Raw genomic sequence first — 16,296 nt, 5'->3', positions numbered from 1 at the left:
TGCCGGCCATGGCAAGGTTTGCCGAGGCTGGTTTCTAGCAGACGATGATAACCCGCAAACGCAGCAAAATCAGTCTGGCCAGCCTGCCTGCCGAAGCGCCCACCATCGGTTTTCCCGTGGTGGCCATTGGCGCTTCCGCTGGCGGACTCGACCCTATTGTCGCTTTCCTGACCCATGTGCCGCCGGAAAGCGGCATCGCCTATGTGGTGATCCAGCACCTTGATCCCACGCAAAAAGCCCTGTTGCCGGAACTGTTGCAGCGGGCCACCAGCATGCCTGTCACGGAAATCACGCACCATGCGGCATTGCGGCCCAACCATATCTATGTGATTCCGTCGAATGCCGACCTGGGCCTGTCGAAGGGACGGTTCCTGCTCAGCGAACCGCTGCAGCTACGCGGACACCGCTTGCCCATCAATGCTTTCTTCGAAAGCCTGGCGGCCGAGCTGGGCGAACTGGCCGTGGGCGTGATTCTGTCCGGCATGGGCAGCGACGGGACGCGCGGCTTGCAGGCCATCAAGCAGGCGGGCGGCCTGACCCTGGCGCAGCATCCCGATACGGCCAGGTTCGACATGATGCCGCAAAGCGCCATCGCCGCCGACGCGGTGGACCTTGTCGATTTTCCCGACAAGATGCCCGAAAAGATCGTCAGTTACCTGTTTCGCAGCAGCTTTCTGGAGTTGCCGGGCAAGGCGCCGAGTGGACGCAATTCCTTGCAGGAAATTGTCGCCTTGCTGTCCGAACATACGGGCAACAGCTTCTCGGACTACAAGATCAATACGATCCTGCGCCGCATCGAGCGCCGCATGAGCTTGTACCAGATGATATCGATGGAAGAGTACATTCCCTATCTGCGCAACAATCCTGCGGAAATCGACCTGTTGTTCAAGGAGTTGCTGATCGGCGTGACGAATTTTTTCCGCGACCCCAAGGTGTGGGAATACCTGAAGATGGTGGTCTTGCCGCAAATGCTGGCGGCTAACCCTGACGGGCGCGCGTTCAAGGCCTGGATTCCTGCCTGTTCCACGGGAGAGGAAGCGTATTCGCTGGCCATGGTGTTCCAAGAGGTGGTAGCCGGCAGCAACCCGCCGTCGAAGTACAGCCTGCAGATTTTTGCCACCGACCTGTCGGCCGACGCCATCGATCGCGCGCGCCAGGGCCGGTTTCCGACAACGATCAGCAGCGATGTGTCGACCGAGCGCCTGGAACGGTTTTTCTTGCAGGACAAGAACGATTACCTGGTCAGGAAAGAGGTCCGCAACATGATCATCTTTGCCCAGCAAAACATTATTTCGGACCCGCCGTTCACCAAGCTCGATATCCTGTGTTGCCGTAACCTCTTGATTTACCTCAATGCCAAGTTGCAGCAGCGTTTAATTCCCCTGTTTCATTACGCCTTGAACCGCGATGGCGTTTTGCTGTTGGGCAGCGCCGACACGCCCGGTCATTTTTCCGAGCTGTTCGCGCCGCTGACGACATCGACCCGGCTGTACCGCCGTCTCGACAACATGGCGCGCCAGCGCTTGCTGACGTACTTTCCCACGAAAGTGTCGTCGGCCACTCCTCCTCCCCCCAGCGACACGAGAGAAGTCAGCATGCCCGGAAAAATTCAATCCCATGTCGAGCAATTATTGCTCCAAAAATATTCGCCTGCGGCCGTGCTGCTGAACCAGGATGGGGACATCCTGTATATCAACGGGCGCACGGGTTCCTTCCTGGAACCGGCGGCAGGCAAGGCCAACTGGAATATCCACGCGATGGCGCGCGATGGCTTGCGTTACGAGCTGGCGGGCCTGATCAAGCAGGCGCTGCAAAGCGACAGCCTGGTACGCCTGAATGGCCTGGTGCTCAAGGATCATGCAGGACAGGGGCATGGCGTGGATTTGACAGCGGAAGCCTTGCTTCAGCCCGAAGAGCTGCGCGGCATGGTCTTCGTCACGTTTGCCAGCGTACCGCTGGCGGCTATCCCGCGCCGGGGCCGCTCGCCGAGCCCCAAGGTGCTGGAACTGGAGCAGCAGCTGATCCAGGCACGCAATGAAATCCAGGCCGTGCGCGACGAAATGCAGACCTCGCGCGAAGAATTGAAATCGGCCAACGAGGAATTGCAGTCGACCAATGAAGAGTTGCAATCTGCGAACGAAGAGCTGACCACTTCGAAGGAAGAGATGCAGTCGCTTAATGAAGAGTTGTACACGGTCAATGCCGAGTTGCAATCGAAGGTCGACGATTTGTCGCTGGTCAACAGTGACATGAAAAACCTGCTCAATAGTACCGATATCGCCACCATCTTCCTCGACAGCGAGCTGCGCATCCGCCGCTTCACGGCGCCGGCCACGCAAATCTACAAGCTGATCCAGACGGACTTGCGCCGCCCGCTCAGCGACATCGTCAACGACCTGGCCTACCCGAACCTGGAGGCGGACGCACTGGAAGTCATCCGCAGCCTGGTGTTTTGCGAACGGCAGGTGCAGACCAAGAACGGGCGCTGGTACAACGTGCGCATCATGCCGTACCGCACGGTGGAAAATGTTATCGATGGCGTAGTGGTGACCTTTATTAACATTACCGAGTCAAAGGTATTGGAAGCCCAGTTACGCCAGATTCAGTCCGGCGCCGCGGCGGACGGGAAAGCAGGAGAGAGCGCGTCATGAGCGAACCATTCGACGACGGTAGCGGGCCGGCCAGGCTGAGAGAGCAGGCCGAGCAATTGGCGGCGCAGCAGCGCCAGTCCGTGGTGGCGCCGCAGTCGAATGAAGAGGTGATACGCCAGCTGCATGAGTTGCAGGTCAGCCAGATCGAGCTGGAAATGCAGAGCGCGGCCCTGGCCGAGCTGGAACAGCTGAAGAATGAATATGAAAGCAGCCGCGACCGTTATGCGCAGCTGTATGAACAGGCGCCCGTCAGCTACTTTTCGCTGGCGCCCGAGGGTGTCGTCACGCGTGTCAACGTGGCGGCCTGCGGCTTGCTGCAGCGCGACAAGAACCAGCTGCTTGGGCGGCGTTTCGAGCAATTCGTCGCGCCCCAGGCGCAAGGCAGCTTCCGCCGCTTCCTCGACGCCGTCTTTACGAGCGGCGCGCGCCAAGTACTTGAGGCGCAACTGTTCGAAGGCGAGGCGGGCGGCATGGGCGGCATGGTGCGCATCGAAGCCAATTTCGACGCGGACAGCGCCACGGCGCGCATGCTGGTGACGGACCTGGGCGACGAGCACGCGCGCGAATCGGCCTTGCGGCGCGCCTTCGTCATCCTCGACAGTATCCGCGAAGGCGTGCTGGTGACGGACAGCGACAACCGCATCATTTCCGTCAACCCCGCCTTCACCACCATCACCGGCTACCAGGCCGAGGAAGCCATCGGGCGCGATCCATCCTTCCTCGGCGGCGGCACGCATTTGCCGCATTTCTATGAAACCATGTGGCGCAGCCTGCACCGGGATGGCAGCTGGTATGGCGAACTGGTGAACCGGCGCAAGAATGGCGAGCGCTTCGTCGAATCGCTGTCGATCACGCCCATGCGCATGGCAGACGGCACCATCAGCCATTTTGTCGGCGTGTTTTCCGATATCACCGAGCGCAAGCTGGCCGAGGCGGACTTGCGCGAACTGCACCGCGAGCTGGACCAGCGGGTCATCGACCGCACGGCCGAATTGCTGCACGCCAACCAGCATCTGCAGCTGGAAGTGCAGCAGCGTGAGCGGGCGCAGGAAGCCTTGCGCGATGCCGAGCGTTTCTTTCATGCCACCATCGATTCGCTGACGGACCGGGTGCTGGTGCTGGACCAGGCGGGCAGCGTCGCGCATGCCAACCAGGCGTGCCTGGATTTTGTCGGGCAGATGCATAAACCGCTGCATTACCTGGAGTTTTGCGAGACGGACCCGCGCTGGCAGCGCAGCGCCGGACGCGAGCTGGCCGCAGGCATCCGCTCCGTCATTGCCGGCCGTGCCGACACGTTTGCGCTCGAATATGAATTTATCACGCGCTCAGGCCCCCGCTGGTCGCAGGCCAGGGTCAGCCGTTTCCTCGGCGAAGGGCCGCTGCGCGTGGTGGTGGCGCACACGGACATTACCGAACGCAAGTTGATGGATGGCGCCCTGCGCCAGTCGCACGCGCAGCTGCGCCAGCTGGCGCTGCACCTGGAAACGGCCAAGGAAGACGAGCGCAAGCGCATTTCGCGCGATATCCACGATGAACTGGGGCAAAACCTGCTGGCGCTGCGCATCGATATTTCCATGCTCAGCGCGCGCACCGAAGGTTCCCATCCGCGCCTGCACCGCCGGGTCGGTGCCGTGCTCAGCAATGTCGATACCACCATCAAGAGCGTGCGCGGCATCATCAACGAGCTGCGTCCGATGGCGCTGGACCTGGGCTTGCAGGCCGCCATCGAATGGCAGGTGGGCGACTTCCGCAAGCGCAGCGGCGTTGCTTGCCGCCTGCTGATCCGTGACGAGGGGCTGTTTGCCGCCATCGGCAGCCAGGCCGAGATCGTGCTGTTCCGCATCGTGCAGGAAGCGCTGAGCAACGTCATGCGCCATGCCGAGGCCAGCCAGGTCGAGATCGAACTCAGTTCGGATGCCTGCGCCGTGTACGTGGCCATCAGCGATAACGGCATCGGCATCACGCCGCAGCAGCAGCGCAAGAAACAGTGCTTTGGCCTGATCGGCATCGCCGAACGGGTGACGGCGCTGGGTGGCCACTTCGAGGTGGGCTTGCCGGCCTCGGGCGCCGGATGCCGCCTGGCCTTGCAGATTCCCCTGCAGGGAGTGGGGCGGCCGGCCGCCTGATACAGAAATTGCAATCGGTTAATTTTTGCCGACTCAGCTCGCCTGGACAGGCTATACTTTCGCCTGCTTTTATGGAGGGGCATATCTTGTTCAAAACAATCGTTTTACCAGTCGCCTTGTTGGGCGCGTTCGCCGGCGCACACGCCGACGAAGGGCAATGGCAACCACACCAACTGCCACAGCTGAAAGCCGAACTGAAACGGGTCGGTATCGAAATTCCTGCAGAAAAACTGGCTGACCTGAGCAAGCACCCGATGAGCGCCATCGTGTCGCTCGGTGGCTGCTCGGCCGCTTTCGTCTCCGACGCCGGCCTGGTGGTGACGAACCACCACTGCGCGTATGGCGCCGTGCAGCGCAATTCCACACCGGAACACAATTACATCACCAACGGCTTCCTGGCCAAGACGCGCGCCGCAGAGCTGCCGGGCGGTCCGAACAGCCTCGTGTATGTGACGGACAAGGTGGAGAACGTCAGCGACCGCGTGCTGAAAGGCTTGACGGCCGACATGAGCGGCCGCGCGCGCCACGAAGCCGTGGAAAAGCGCGTCAAGGACTTGATCGCCGAATGCGAAACGGACAAGATGTACCGCTGCTCCGTGCCCGCCTTCCACCGCGGCCTCGAGTACTACCGCATCCGCCAGATGATGATACGCGACGTGCGCCTGGTGTACGCGCCATCGGACAAGATCGGCAACTTCGGCGGCGACATCGACAACTACGAATGGCCGCGCCACACGGGCGACTATTCGTTCCTGCGCGCCTACGTGGGCAAGGATGGCCGCCCGGCCGACCCGTCGCCCGACAACGTGCCGTACAAATCGAAGGATTTCCTGGTGGTCTCGGCCGAAGGCTTGAAAGCCGGTGACGGCATCTTGCTGGCGGGCTACCCCGGCCGCACCAGCCGCTACAAGCTGCCGGCGGAAATCCGTTTTGCGCGCGATACGGCTTTCCCGCTGAAAGTATCGGAACTGCAGGCCGACCTGGCCGTGATGGCCGATGCGACGAATGGCGACGCGGCCGCTGCCGTGCGCTATGCGAGCGTGGTGAAAAGCATCAACAACGTGCTCAAGAAAACCCAGGGCTTGCTCGACGGTTTTGCGCGCAAGGATATCGCCGCCATCAAGGACGTGCAGGATGCCGAGTTCCGCGCCTGGTACGCGAAACAGCCGAACGTATCGCCGACCCTGCTGGCCGAACTGGACGCGGCGATCGCCAGCGACATGGCCTTGAGCGAAGAAGAGTTCGCCTGGAGCGTGGCCACCAACAGCGATTTGCTGAAAAGCGCGCGCACCATCTACCGTTTGTCGCTGGAGCGCCAGAAAGCGGATGCCGAGCGCGAATCGGGCTTCCAGCAGCGCGACCTGGCCTTCATCAAGGCCCGTCTGGCCCGCCTGGAGCAGTCGTACGTCAACAAGGTCGACCAGGCACGTTTTGAAGCTGGCCTGAAGCGTTACGCGCAACTGGCGGCGAAGAGCCATCCGCAAGGCCTGGACGCGCTGCTGCCGGCCCCAGGCGCCGTGGCCGCCCTGTACCAGCAGACGCAACTGGCTGACACGGCCAAGCGCCTGGCCTGGCTGGAAAAGGACCAGGCCGCCGTTGCCCAGTCCGACGACGCCTTCATGCAACTGGCCGTCAAGCTGCATCCGGTGGACGTGGCGCTGGAAGAGCGCCGCAAGGAAATCGACGGCAACCTGGAACGCGTGATTCCGCAATACATGCAAGCTGTGATCGCGTGGAAGAAGTCGCAAGGCAAACCTGTCTATCCTGACGCCAACTCGACCTTGCGCGTGACGTACGGCACCGTCTCGCCATACTCGCCGCGCGACGGCTTGACCAAGGGACCGTTCACGACCGTGGAAGGCATCGTCGAGAAAGTCACTGGCAAGGCCCCGTTCGAAGCGCCGCAAGCGCTGATCGACGCCGTCAAGCAAAAACGCTACGGCCAGTTCCGCGACCCGGTACTGGGCACGGTTCCCGTCAACTTCCTCACCAGCGCCGACACCACGGGCGGCAACTCCGGCTCGGCCGTGATGAACAAGCGTGGCGAACTGATCGGCCTGAACTTCGATTCGACGTATGAATCGATCACCAAGGACTGGTACTTCGACACGGCCATCACGCGCGCCATCCACCTCGACATCCGCTACATGCTGTGGGTGATGAAGGAAGTGGACCACGCGGATAACCTGCTGCAGGAAATGAGCATCAAGTATCCGAAAGCTGCCAAGAAATAATCTTTCTTAGTTGAAATAAAAGCCGCATCCGCCGCAGGGCTGATGCGGCTTTTTTGCGTATGGGCAACTAGTTTGAGTTCCATCAATATGCCAGCGTTCACCATGGTTAGCATGGGTTAGGGGAACTATCCGAAGGAGAAAAAATGGATAATGGCGAGCTGGCAGCCGATCTGGCGCGCCTTTTCGGAGCGAGCTGGCGAGTCCAGGACAGCCGCTTGCTGCGCATGGATTTTCCGCGCAACGATGGTCCGCCCGATACCGCGCTGCTGGTCAACAGCTTGCGGGCACACGAGGAAATGTCACGCGACTTCCGCTTCGACGTCGAACTGCTGTCCGACAATCTCCACGTCCCCCTGACGGCGATGATGGGCCGGATGGTTACGATTTCGATGGTGCGCGATGACGGCAGCTCGCGCTATTTTAATGGTTATGTCGGCGAATTTCGCTTGTTGCGCAGCGATGGCGGTTTCGCGTTCTACCAGATGGTGCTGCAACCCTGGCTGGCGTTTTCCAGGCTGCGCATGGACAACGTCTCGTTCCACGAACGCACGGTCATCGACATCAGCGAAACGACCTTCGATCACTATTTGCAGCGCGACTGGCAAAACCGGCTGCATGAGGAAAAAGCGATACTAAGTTGCGCCAACCAGCATAATGAAACCGATTACAACCATCTGCACCGGCGCTGGGAAGACCAGGGTATCCACTATTGGTATGAACATCGCGCCGACGGTCATACGCTCTGTTTGGGCGACAATACCTGGCTGAGCGACAGTATCGACCCAGGCGACCACGATGCCAGCGAAGCCGACGAAATGATGTTTCGCGGCGACGCGGGCTCGCTGGAGCGCGACGGCATTCGCGATTGGCAGGCAATACGGAAGATCGCTTCAGGCTCGCTCACGCTGGCCAGCTTCAACTACAAGCATCCGTATGCCAACCGCACCAGCGGCCATGCGCTGCACCAGCAGGGCGACGTGTTTGCCCATGAACTGTATCAGGACACCGGCTATGGCTATGCCGACATGGGCGACGGCGAAGCGCTGGCGCAACGCCGCCTGGAGGAGAGTAACTGCCGGGCGCAATACTTCGACGCTGGCGGCAATCACCGCTGCGTCCAGGCCGGGCGCAGTTTCACGCTGGGCGGACACTTCAGCGGCAAGCAATCCATGCCGGCCAGAGGTGAACCGGCGCGTCCGGACATCGGCTCGCGCGAATACCTGATCCTGTCGGTCGATCATATCGCCAGCAACAATTACCAGGCAGGCACGGGTGCGAAGTCGCATTATGAAAACCGTTTTAGCTGCATCCGCAAGAGCGTCCGCTGGTATCCGGGGCGACAGTTCAACAGCACGCCTTGTGCGTTGCCCGGCGTGCAGACGGCGATTGTCACCGGGCCGGCAGGCGAAACCATCCATACCGACGGTCTGGGCCGGGTGAAGGTGCAATTTCACTGGGACCGGCTGGGCAAGTTCGACGCGGGCAGTTCGCCATGGATCAGGGTCATGACGCCATGGGCGGGCCAGATGTTCGGCCAGATCGCGTTGCCGCGCATTGGCCAGGAAGTGTTGATCCAGTTTCTCGACGGCAATATCGACCGTCCCGTCATAGTCGGTGCTGTGTACAACGGCAACCATGCGCCGCCGTGGAATTTGCCGGGGCAACGCATGCTTGGGGGCTGGCGTAGCGCCGAGCTGATGCCTGGCGGCGGCTACGGCGTGCGCGGCAACCAGTTGGTGCTCGACGACACGCACCAGCGCATCCAGGTGCAACTGAAAAGCGATCATCAGCACAGCCAATTGTCGCTCGGCTGCATCAGTCGTATCGAAGACGCCAGCGGACGCAAGGATGCGCGTGGCGAGGGCTGGGAACTGGCGTCAGACGCCTGGGGCGTGGCGCGCGCCGGCCGCGGCATGTTGCTGACCACCGAAGCGCGCCCCGGTGCCGCTTCGCATATCAAGAGCATGGATGAAACCTTGCGCCGGTTGGCCGAGGCTGCTGAGCGGCACAAGGCGCTTGCCGCCTTGGCGCAGCATTACGGTGCGCAAGAAAGCGCCGCCCAGCAGGGCGCCGCCGCCGATGTGCTGAACGCTCAGCATGCCGGGATCAAGGGTGGTGGCGGCAATGGCGAAAACGCGTTTCCCGAATTATCAAAGCCGCATCTGGTGCTGGCCAGTCCGGCCGGTATCGAAACGACGACCGCGCAATCGACGCACATCGCCAGCGCCGAGCACACCGCGCTGACGACCGGGTGCGACCTGTCGCTGGCGGCCGGCGGCGGCCTGTTCGCCAGCATCGGCGCGGCGTTCCGCCTGTTCGTCCACAAGGCTGGCATGAAACTGATCGCCGCAGCTGGCCCGGTGCAGATCGCGGCGCAAACCGATGCGGTCGATATCGTCGCCAACAAGGTTCTGGAATTGATCAGCCAGACCGACTGGGTGAATATTCGCGGCCGCAAAGGCGTGCGCCTGCATGGCGCCAATTGCATGCTTGAAATTAGCGACAAGGTACAGTTTTTTACCGCGTCGCCGACGCTGTTCCATGGAAACCTGGAAACGCTGGCGCCCAAGAACCGGCCGCAACCGGAGCTGGAACCGCCCATCGCGCCGGTAGTGGGGCAATTGCAGCATACGATCCAGGCCCATGCGGATGGTGGTCAATACGCGCACGTGCCGTACACGCTGTACAGGGGAGACGCCGAAGTCGAACGCGGCTTGACCGACGAATTCGGCCGCATCCTGATCGCGCATCAGGACGGCACGCCGCGCTACCGTGTCGTCCTTGGCAATGGCGAAGAGTTTTCATTGCAGGCCAGCGCACGCTTCGACCCGAACGCGGCGCCGGACGGCGAACAGAAGCTGTCGAACCGCGGTTTGCGCGCCTTCGACGACACCGCCGATGGCCGCTGGGTTCAATGATGCACGACACTGACTGGAGAGCGCCATGCCGGAATCGAGCGGCCGTATCGAAACCACCCATATCGACGAAGTCGGACGGACTGCGACGAGTTCGCTCCAGTGGCTGCTGGAAAACCGCAACCTGAAAGGCAAGGCCAGCCACCCGATTACGCATAACAACAAGCTGACGCTGTTCATTTGCGGACAGGAAGCGTTCGCCGACATCGCCGCGGAGATCGCCAAGGCTAAACATTCGGTCGACCTGTGCTGCTGGGGCTTCGACCCGGGTATGGAACTGGTGCGCGGCAACGGTGCCACCTGGCCGCGTGGCGACACGTTTGGCGACTTGCTGATCGCCGCCGCACAGCGTCACGTCAGGGTACGCCTGCTGATCTGGCATGATCGGATCGGTTCGCCGATGGTGCACAATATGCCGGGCCATTCGCACGGCACCTCGCCATGGAAAACCGATGGACAGCGGGCCGACGACATCAGCGCAAAAGCCAGCCTGGCGATGTTGCAGGACGCGGTCGCCAGGAAAGCGATGTTCAGCGGCGGTTTCAGGGGTGATAGGGTCCGGCCCGAGGATATCCCGATGCTGGCGCGTGAAGAATATTGCTACAACTGGTATGTGGCGGCGTTTAAGGGCATGCTGAGTGGTATCACGATTCGTTTGCGCCACGGCGACAGCGGCGCAATAAGCAAGAGTATCTCGACCGAAATAAACCAGCCGCGCGGCTTGACGATGGGGGAAATCGAAAAGCCCGGCATGCAATACCTGGGCACGCACCACCAGAAGCCGGTCCTGATCGATTTCGACCACGAAGAGGGGGGCAAGGCCGTCGGTTACGTGATGGGCCTGAACTCTGTGACCGATTATTGGGACACGACGGCCCATCTGCTCGACGATACGCGCCGCGAACAGGGCGGCGTCAACGAGCGGCGCGAGTGTTTGCAGGGAATGGCCGCGGACGGCGGGTTCGCCACCTTGAAGCCCTATCAGGATTACGCCTGCCGCATCGACGGCGGCAAGGCGCTCATCGCGCTCTATAACAATTTCGTGAAGGCATGGGATCGCGCTATCGACGACCGCACGCGTTCGGCTTCCACCGACTGTGTTAGCCAGGAGTTGCCATGTGGCAGCCCACCGGCGCGGCTGTTGCGCGAGGTCGGGCCGGACGACTCCACCGTGCAGATCGTCCTGACCCAGCCCGAGGAACAAGACAAAACGATCAAGGAAACCTACTTTCGCGCCGTGACCCAGGCCAGCCTGGCAGCCGGCTACCTGTATGTGGAAAACCAGTATTTCCAGTATGAAGATTGGGCGCGGCATTTGCTGGCCGAGCGCAAGAAGGTGGTTGCCGCTTGGAAGGCCGGCAGTGTCAAGGCGGGCAAGAGTCTTGAAGACATGCCGGTCATGCACGTGTTCATCGTCATTCCGGTGCCGGAACGGGCGCAGATGGTGCCGCGCACCCACGACACGCTGGCGGCGCTGGGGCAGCACGCTGGCATGACGGGGCAAAACATCATGATCGACGACTACAACAAGCGACCGAAAACCCGGCGTGTCAGGGCAGGATTCGGCATTTCCACCGAGGCGGAAGTCAAGTTACCCGACGTGGTGCGGCACTCCAACGGCATCAACAAACCCGGCGCGATGACGCTCGAAAGCGAATTCGGGCTGAAGGTCTCGGTGGCCATGCTTAATGTCAGCGCGTTCGACAACGACCGCTGGCGTTACCGTGAAATCTATATCCATTCCAAATTGATGCTGGTCGACGACGTGTTCATGACCTTGGGCAGCGCCAACCTGAACCAGCGCAGCATGGCCGTCGACAGCGAAATCAATATCGCCACCATCGACCGTCGCGTGGCCAGCGATTTGCGCAAGCGGGTGTGGCGCATGCATAGCGGGGGATTGGTCGATGGCGGGGGTGGGACGAAGGGGGAGATTGTCACCGCATTCAAAGATTGGAATAATTTGATGCGAAGTAATCGCAAGAAAAAATTTGAAAAATCGGAAAATGCAATTTTAAAGAAAATGACCGGTTTTTTGCTGCCATTAGAAGACAAACGCAGCTCCACGATACGTTTGGGGTGAGCATGAAAAACTATAAAAATTTCCCCTTCCCCCTGCCTTTTTTTATCTTGGCAGTTTTCCTGATTTTCACTTTAGGCGCCTGCAAAATGTCAAACGATACGAAAGAAGTCCTGCCACGCGACCAAAGCCTGCCACTCTTCAATCCGCATGTTCCTCATTTTATTTGTGAAACCGAGGCGAGCAAGGTGCCGCCCATCGATGCGCAAGCCGAGGATTGGTTCCTCGAAGCGCGTGCCATGGAAGATCCCGAAATTGCCGTGGAAGACCGAGACTACAGAAAAATCGTCGATCTGACACATAGGGCGGCGGAGCGATTGCACTGGAAGGCGATGCTCAATCTGGCCAGCCTGTATGTGGAAGGGCGCGATCCCTTGCATGGAGAGGAAGAAGCGGTGCAACTGGTGGAAAAGGCGATGCGGCTGGGCATACCGGCGGCATATGACAGGATGGGGACGTATTATGCGAATAGCACCGGCGTTGACGGCGACATCACTCGCGCTTATGCTTTCTGGCAAAAGGCGGCGCAGATGGGTAACCCGCAAGCGCTGGGCTTTTTAGGCGAGAAATTGACGGCTGGAGAGGATCATCCAAGTATCGGAATGTGGGGCAACATTCCTGTAGCGACCAAAATGCTTGAGTGCGCGCTTGCACAAGGGCATGGCCAAGCTGCATTTGATTTGCATTATTTGTATGTGGTTTTAAGATCATCTGATGGGACTGCAAATGGGGGCGGTACCCCTGAAACAAAAGCGCGTGCCCTAAAAGTATTGCATGAGGGTGTCAAATTTGGTTGTGAAAATTGCGCTAACGCATTGCAAATAGAATTTGACCATCCCTTTGATTTAGCCAATATGTTTGCTCCGCACATCGATAAGGCTCGAGGCTTACGATATGGAATGTTAGGTGATGCCCTCGGCTTCAACCCCAATCGCCGCTTTCCCAACCTCGATAAAATTCTGCCATTGCCACCGGCCGATCTGCCGCCGTGGGATGGTCAACGAAAGAGCCTGCTCGACGCCGCCATGGGCGTGCGTCCGCCGCCAGCCATTCCGCAGCCAGGCGCTGCGTCGCTTTCAAAAGAACCGTATTTCCTGACAGCCGGCTATGCGTTGCGGCCCACCGGCTTGCATAGCGACGCGCCGACCGCGCCATTTTCCGCATACTGGCAACCTGTCGCTGGGCAGGGTTTGACGGAACCGGCCTGGCTGTTCGGTGAAGGCGAAGAGTTCCGCCATTTCGGCGTGCTCGATACCGATGGCAAGAGCCGTTACGGCCCCGTGATATGGGAACAGTGTCTGACGATACGGCACAACCATGGGGCAGTGGAACCGCGCGCAGCGCGCGGCTTGCTGCGCGAGGTGGCGCGGCCCGAGCCATGGTTAAGCTGCGCTTGCGACCAGGTCTGTCCGGTCAGCGGTGTCTGGCAACCGTGGGTGGCGGCCGACCATCCGCTGCAGGCCATCGTCAACCAGTACTGGCGCCAGGCTTGGCTGACCCAGGGCGCGCCGTTCCCGCGACCGCGCCGCGACTGGCTGCTCGATTTGTCAGACGACGATGTGACGTGGCATTTGATGGATGCGTCCATTGCAGATCTCGGCTAAGGCTGAACGTTAGCGATATCTCTCATAGGCGACCCTGTCCCAGCCTAAGAAATAGTTTCTATCTGCATATCCGACCTGGCCCCGGCTCCCTAGGCGGGTGCGGTCTTTTTTTCGCCGCGCTGACGATGAAGGGCCGCTCTGAGTCACCGGTTTGTGCTCCCGGCATCGTCCGCACTGTACACGCACCACCGCCTGCCGCCTTGGCTGTGCCACGTATAATTCCTCGCACTATCCACCGCTATTCTTTTTCGACAGGCCCGCCATGTCCCTGACTCCCGATTCGCTGCCCGACTGGCAAACGTTTGAAGCGGCATACGCTGTTGAAGAAACCTGGTTCAAGCTGGCCAGCGCCTCGCTGGCGGTGCTGGGCGGATCCCCATTCAAAGACCAGGAATTTTCAGCCTTTGCCTTCAACGCCGTATCGTTCCCGTCCCTTTCGCTGAGTTTTGACACCGACCCCGATAGCCGGGCGCGCGGTGACTACCCGCCGGACTGGTCGAACGAGTGCATGGAAGTCGATGTGCCTGAAATCGGCCAACTATGGGAAGAGAGGCATGCAAGGATAGAAGGCGCGCTGCTCGATCTGATCGACGCCGCCGATGACGACTTGCTCGAGTCCATCGAGGAAGGCTATCTGCACAGCCTGAGAAAAACCATGGTACGGCTTGAAACGCACCATGCTTTCGAGCAGATCAGGACCTGCGCGCCATTCTGGACCGTGGTCACGCAAATCGATGCCGATACGGATGAAGAGGAACGGCTGCTCGACCAGGTGCGGCTGGCGGCATTGGCCAGCCATGCATGAGGGGCTGACTGCTATATCAGGGCTTTCCAGGCCCTGACTTCGGCGTCCGTGAGCATCGGCCCCCAGCCGCCGCGCGGCGCCGTATCGTGCTGCGCATAGTGCGCAAGTTGCGGTACCGCCACATCATGCCGGACACAGATGTCAAGCACGGCTTCGAGCTGGCGCCGGCTTGCCGGAAGGTCGTCGGCATGCCAGGTACAGGCGCTCGTTTCCAGCACATGCTGAACAAGCTGCTCCAGCGTGCCGAGCAGGTGCCCGGGTATTGCCGTGCGGATGTCGTCCGGCCAGGGATCGCCCATGCCCGTCACAGCCAGGGAAGCAAAGCCGCGCTCCCAGGCCGCAAAATCCCCAGGCGCGACCTGCGTTACTTTCCATATGTGGCCGGCGAACGCGGACAGCGCCGGATGGTGAATGTCGAAGCGCAGGCAAAAGCGCTGCAGGCACGTCACGGCAATGCATTGCCTGGCGATCACGGAGAGAGTGTCTATTGATATATTGTGCATAAATTGACGGCGTTTCAAAAATAATGGCTGGTCTCGGCTGAATGCCTGCCTCTCAGCTGCCTGGCGCACGCTGCTTCAGCTTGAATCATTTCTCAAAGACCAGCCAGGACCAGCTCACCCCTGCCTGGCGATTCTGCGGCTGGATGGATGGCGCCTGCGTGCTCAGTATGACCTTGAGTCCATGCCGCATCGCCAGGTCTGCCGTTTCACCAGAGGATACGTCAAAGATGCGGCGGCCTTCCGGGGGCGGACCATGCCTCAGGGAAATGACGAGTACTGCGCCGGGCTTGATCAATGCGCTGATATTGCCCATCGCCTCCATCCTTTCTTCCGCCGCCAGATGCATCCAGACGGCAGCGACGACAATCAGGTCATACCTGGTGTGGCGCGCGCCTATCGTGGACAGGGCGGGCAGGCTATCGTTGATCCATTCAAGGTTGGCCAGGGCATGCGCCTGCATGCCCGCTGCGCGGAAGGCGGCAACGGGCTCAAGCGCGATCACCGTGTGTCCCAGGCTTGCCAGCCACGCCGCGTCGCCGCCGGTTCCGGCGCCGATGTCGAGCACGGCGCCTGATCGCGTCGGCAAGAGATGGGCAACGGGGCGGTATTTATCCAGGAAGGCAACGCTTTCATATCGGGCGATGAGCCGCTCTGCATGGTCTGCATAGCCCTCGGCGCCCGGGACAGTGGATGAGTCCATGGCATTCTGCATGATCAGCGGGCGCATCTGGCGATGGTCATCATGGCTGCTCTCCCGCTTGCTGGCGCGCCTGCCGCAAGGCCTCCACGGGCAACTGGAAAAACCGCGGCACCATGGCCGGTGACAAATCGTCGCCACCGTCCGCCATGGCCAGCCGGCCACTGAGCAGCAGCATCACGTAGCCGTGGCCCAGCGACCAGCCGGCGCTGGCGGCGGCCTTGTCCCAGCGCGGATCGAGACCCGCTTCGCGCACTGCCGCGCCGGCCGTCTGCAGCACGTACTGGAAGCACGCTTGCGCCGCTTCCAGCAGGGCGGGGAACTGGCGCACGTCCTGGTGCTCGAACATCAGCCGGTAGTGGGCCGGTGCGGCCAGGGCGAATTCGATGTATTGCTGGCCCAGCAGCTGAAACCGCTGTTCGGAGGGCAGGCTGCCCTGCGGCGGCAGTTCCGCTTCCCATTTGGCGATCAGGCTGGCGAAACCGGCGGCCGCCACGTCGGCCAGCAAGGCTTCCTTGCTGGGGAAGTGGCGGTACACGGCGGCGATCGACACGCCCACCGTGCGCGCCAGTTCTCGCAGCGAGAGCGTGGCGTCGTGCTGCTGCGCCAGTTGCGCGATGGTGGCGGCGACCAGGGTGTCGCGCAGGTTGCCATGGTGATAATTGCTGCTTGTGTTCATTC

Annotated in this window: 10 protein-coding genes; 7 read left to right on the top strand and 3 right to left on the bottom strand. The window is 60.9% G+C overall.

Features of this window, described 5'->3' with window-relative positions:
• Positions 1-44 precede the first annotated feature (44 nt).
• From JAB6_RS07775 to JAB6_RS07745, 7 genes are all read left to right on the top strand, one after another.
• The gene (locus JAB6_RS07775; RefSeq protein WP_070302131.1) at positions 45-2,651 is read left to right on the top strand and encodes a chemotaxis protein CheB; all 2,607 of its coding nucleotides are present in this window, start codon (positions 45-47) and stop codon (positions 2,649-2,651) included.
• Positions 2,648-4,777: a PAS domain S-box protein gene (locus JAB6_RS07770; RefSeq protein WP_254671516.1), complete on the top strand. Its 2,130-nt coding sequence runs from the start codon at positions 2,648-2,650 to the stop codon at positions 4,775-4,777. Before JAB6_RS07775 ends, JAB6_RS07770 begins: the two co-directional genes overlap by 4 nt.
• An 86-nt stretch (positions 4,778-4,863) precedes the next feature.
• Entirely contained in the window at positions 4,864-7,011 is a 2,148-nt protein-coding gene (locus JAB6_RS07765) for a S46 family peptidase (RefSeq protein WP_368072918.1), read from the top strand.
• A gap of 143 nt (positions 7,012-7,154) precedes the next feature.
• Positions 7,155-9,929, top strand: coding sequence for a type VI secretion system Vgr family protein (locus tag JAB6_RS07760; protein WP_070302127.1), 2,775 nt, complete (start codon positions 7,155-7,157; stop codon positions 9,927-9,929).
• 25 nt (positions 9,930-9,954) lie between these two features.
• Complete coding sequence (locus JAB6_RS07755; protein ID WP_070302125.1) at positions 9,955-12,009, top strand: phosphatidylserine/phosphatidylglycerophosphate/cardiolipin synthase family protein; 2,055 nt, start codon at positions 9,955-9,957, stop codon at positions 12,007-12,009.
• Positions 12,010-12,011: 2 nt separating this feature from the next.
• Positions 12,012-13,610 carry a tetratricopeptide repeat protein gene (locus JAB6_RS28885; RefSeq protein ID WP_139143317.1) on the top strand — a complete coding sequence of 533 codons (1,599 nt, stop codon included), beginning with the start codon at positions 12,012-12,014 and terminating at the stop codon, positions 13,608-13,610.
• Between the two features lie 262 nt (positions 13,611-13,872).
• Positions 13,873-14,415, top strand: a complete 543-nt coding sequence (locus JAB6_RS07745; protein WP_070302123.1) for a hypothetical protein — start codon at positions 13,873-13,875, stop codon at positions 14,413-14,415.
• Positions 14,416-14,426: 11 nt separating this feature from the next.
• On the opposite strand, the gene JAB6_RS07740 is transcribed toward JAB6_RS07745, so the two are convergent.
• The 3 genes from JAB6_RS07740 to JAB6_RS07730 all read right to left on the bottom strand — a co-directional run bounded on the left by JAB6_RS07740 (position 14,427) and on the right by JAB6_RS07730 (position 16,294).
• On the bottom strand, positions 14,427-14,888 hold the full coding sequence (locus JAB6_RS07740) for a hypothetical protein (RefSeq protein WP_139143316.1): 462 nt from the start codon (positions 14,886-14,888) through the stop codon (positions 14,427-14,429).
• 115 nt (positions 14,889-15,003) lie between these two features.
• Positions 15,004-15,645, bottom strand: coding sequence for a bifunctional 2-polyprenyl-6-hydroxyphenol methylase/3-demethylubiquinol 3-O-methyltransferase UbiG (locus JAB6_RS07735; RefSeq protein ID WP_254671515.1), 642 nt, complete (start codon positions 15,643-15,645; stop codon positions 15,004-15,006).
• 13 nt (positions 15,646-15,658) lie between these two features.
• Positions 15,659-16,294, bottom strand: coding sequence for a TetR/AcrR family transcriptional regulator (locus JAB6_RS07730; RefSeq protein WP_070302120.1), 636 nt, complete (start codon positions 16,292-16,294; stop codon positions 15,659-15,661).
• Between the last annotated feature and the right edge of the window lie 2 nt (positions 16,295-16,296).

Source organism: Janthinobacterium sp. HH104 (assembly GCF_001758715.1).
Lineage (GTDB): Bacteria > Pseudomonadota > Gammaproteobacteria > Burkholderiales > Burkholderiaceae_D > Janthinobacterium > Janthinobacterium aestuarii.
The sequence above is the reverse complement of the archived record's forward strand: the minus strand, read 5'-3'. Positions and strand labels throughout refer to the sequence as shown.

Bases quoted from the DNA above. Each gene is read 5' to 3' on its own strand.
- JAB6_RS07755 (WP_070302125.1), top strand. From the start codon at position 9,955: ATGCCGGAATCGAGCGGCCGTATCGAAACCACCCATATCGACGAAGTC.
- JAB6_RS07730 (WP_070302120.1), bottom strand. From the start codon at position 16,294: ATGAACACAAGCAGCAATTATCACCATGGCAACCTGCGCGACACCCTG.
- JAB6_RS07745 (WP_070302123.1), top strand. From the start codon at position 13,873: ATGTCCCTGACTCCCGATTCGCTGCCCGACTGGCAAACGTTTGAAGCG.
- JAB6_RS28885 (WP_139143317.1), top strand. From the start codon at position 12,012: ATGAAAAACTATAAAAATTTCCCCTTCCCCCTGCCTTTTTTTATCTTG.
- JAB6_RS07770 (WP_254671516.1), top strand. From the start codon at position 2,648: ATGAGCGAACCATTCGACGACGGTAGCGGGCCGGCCAGGCTGAGAGAG.
- JAB6_RS07775 (WP_070302131.1), top strand. From the start codon at position 45: ATGATAACCCGCAAACGCAGCAAAATCAGTCTGGCCAGCCTGCCTGCC.
- JAB6_RS07760 (WP_070302127.1), top strand. From the start codon at position 7,155: ATGGATAATGGCGAGCTGGCAGCCGATCTGGCGCGCCTTTTCGGAGCG.
- JAB6_RS07735 (WP_254671515.1), bottom strand. From the start codon at position 15,645: ATGCGCCCGCTGATCATGCAGAATGCCATGGACTCATCCACTGTCCCG.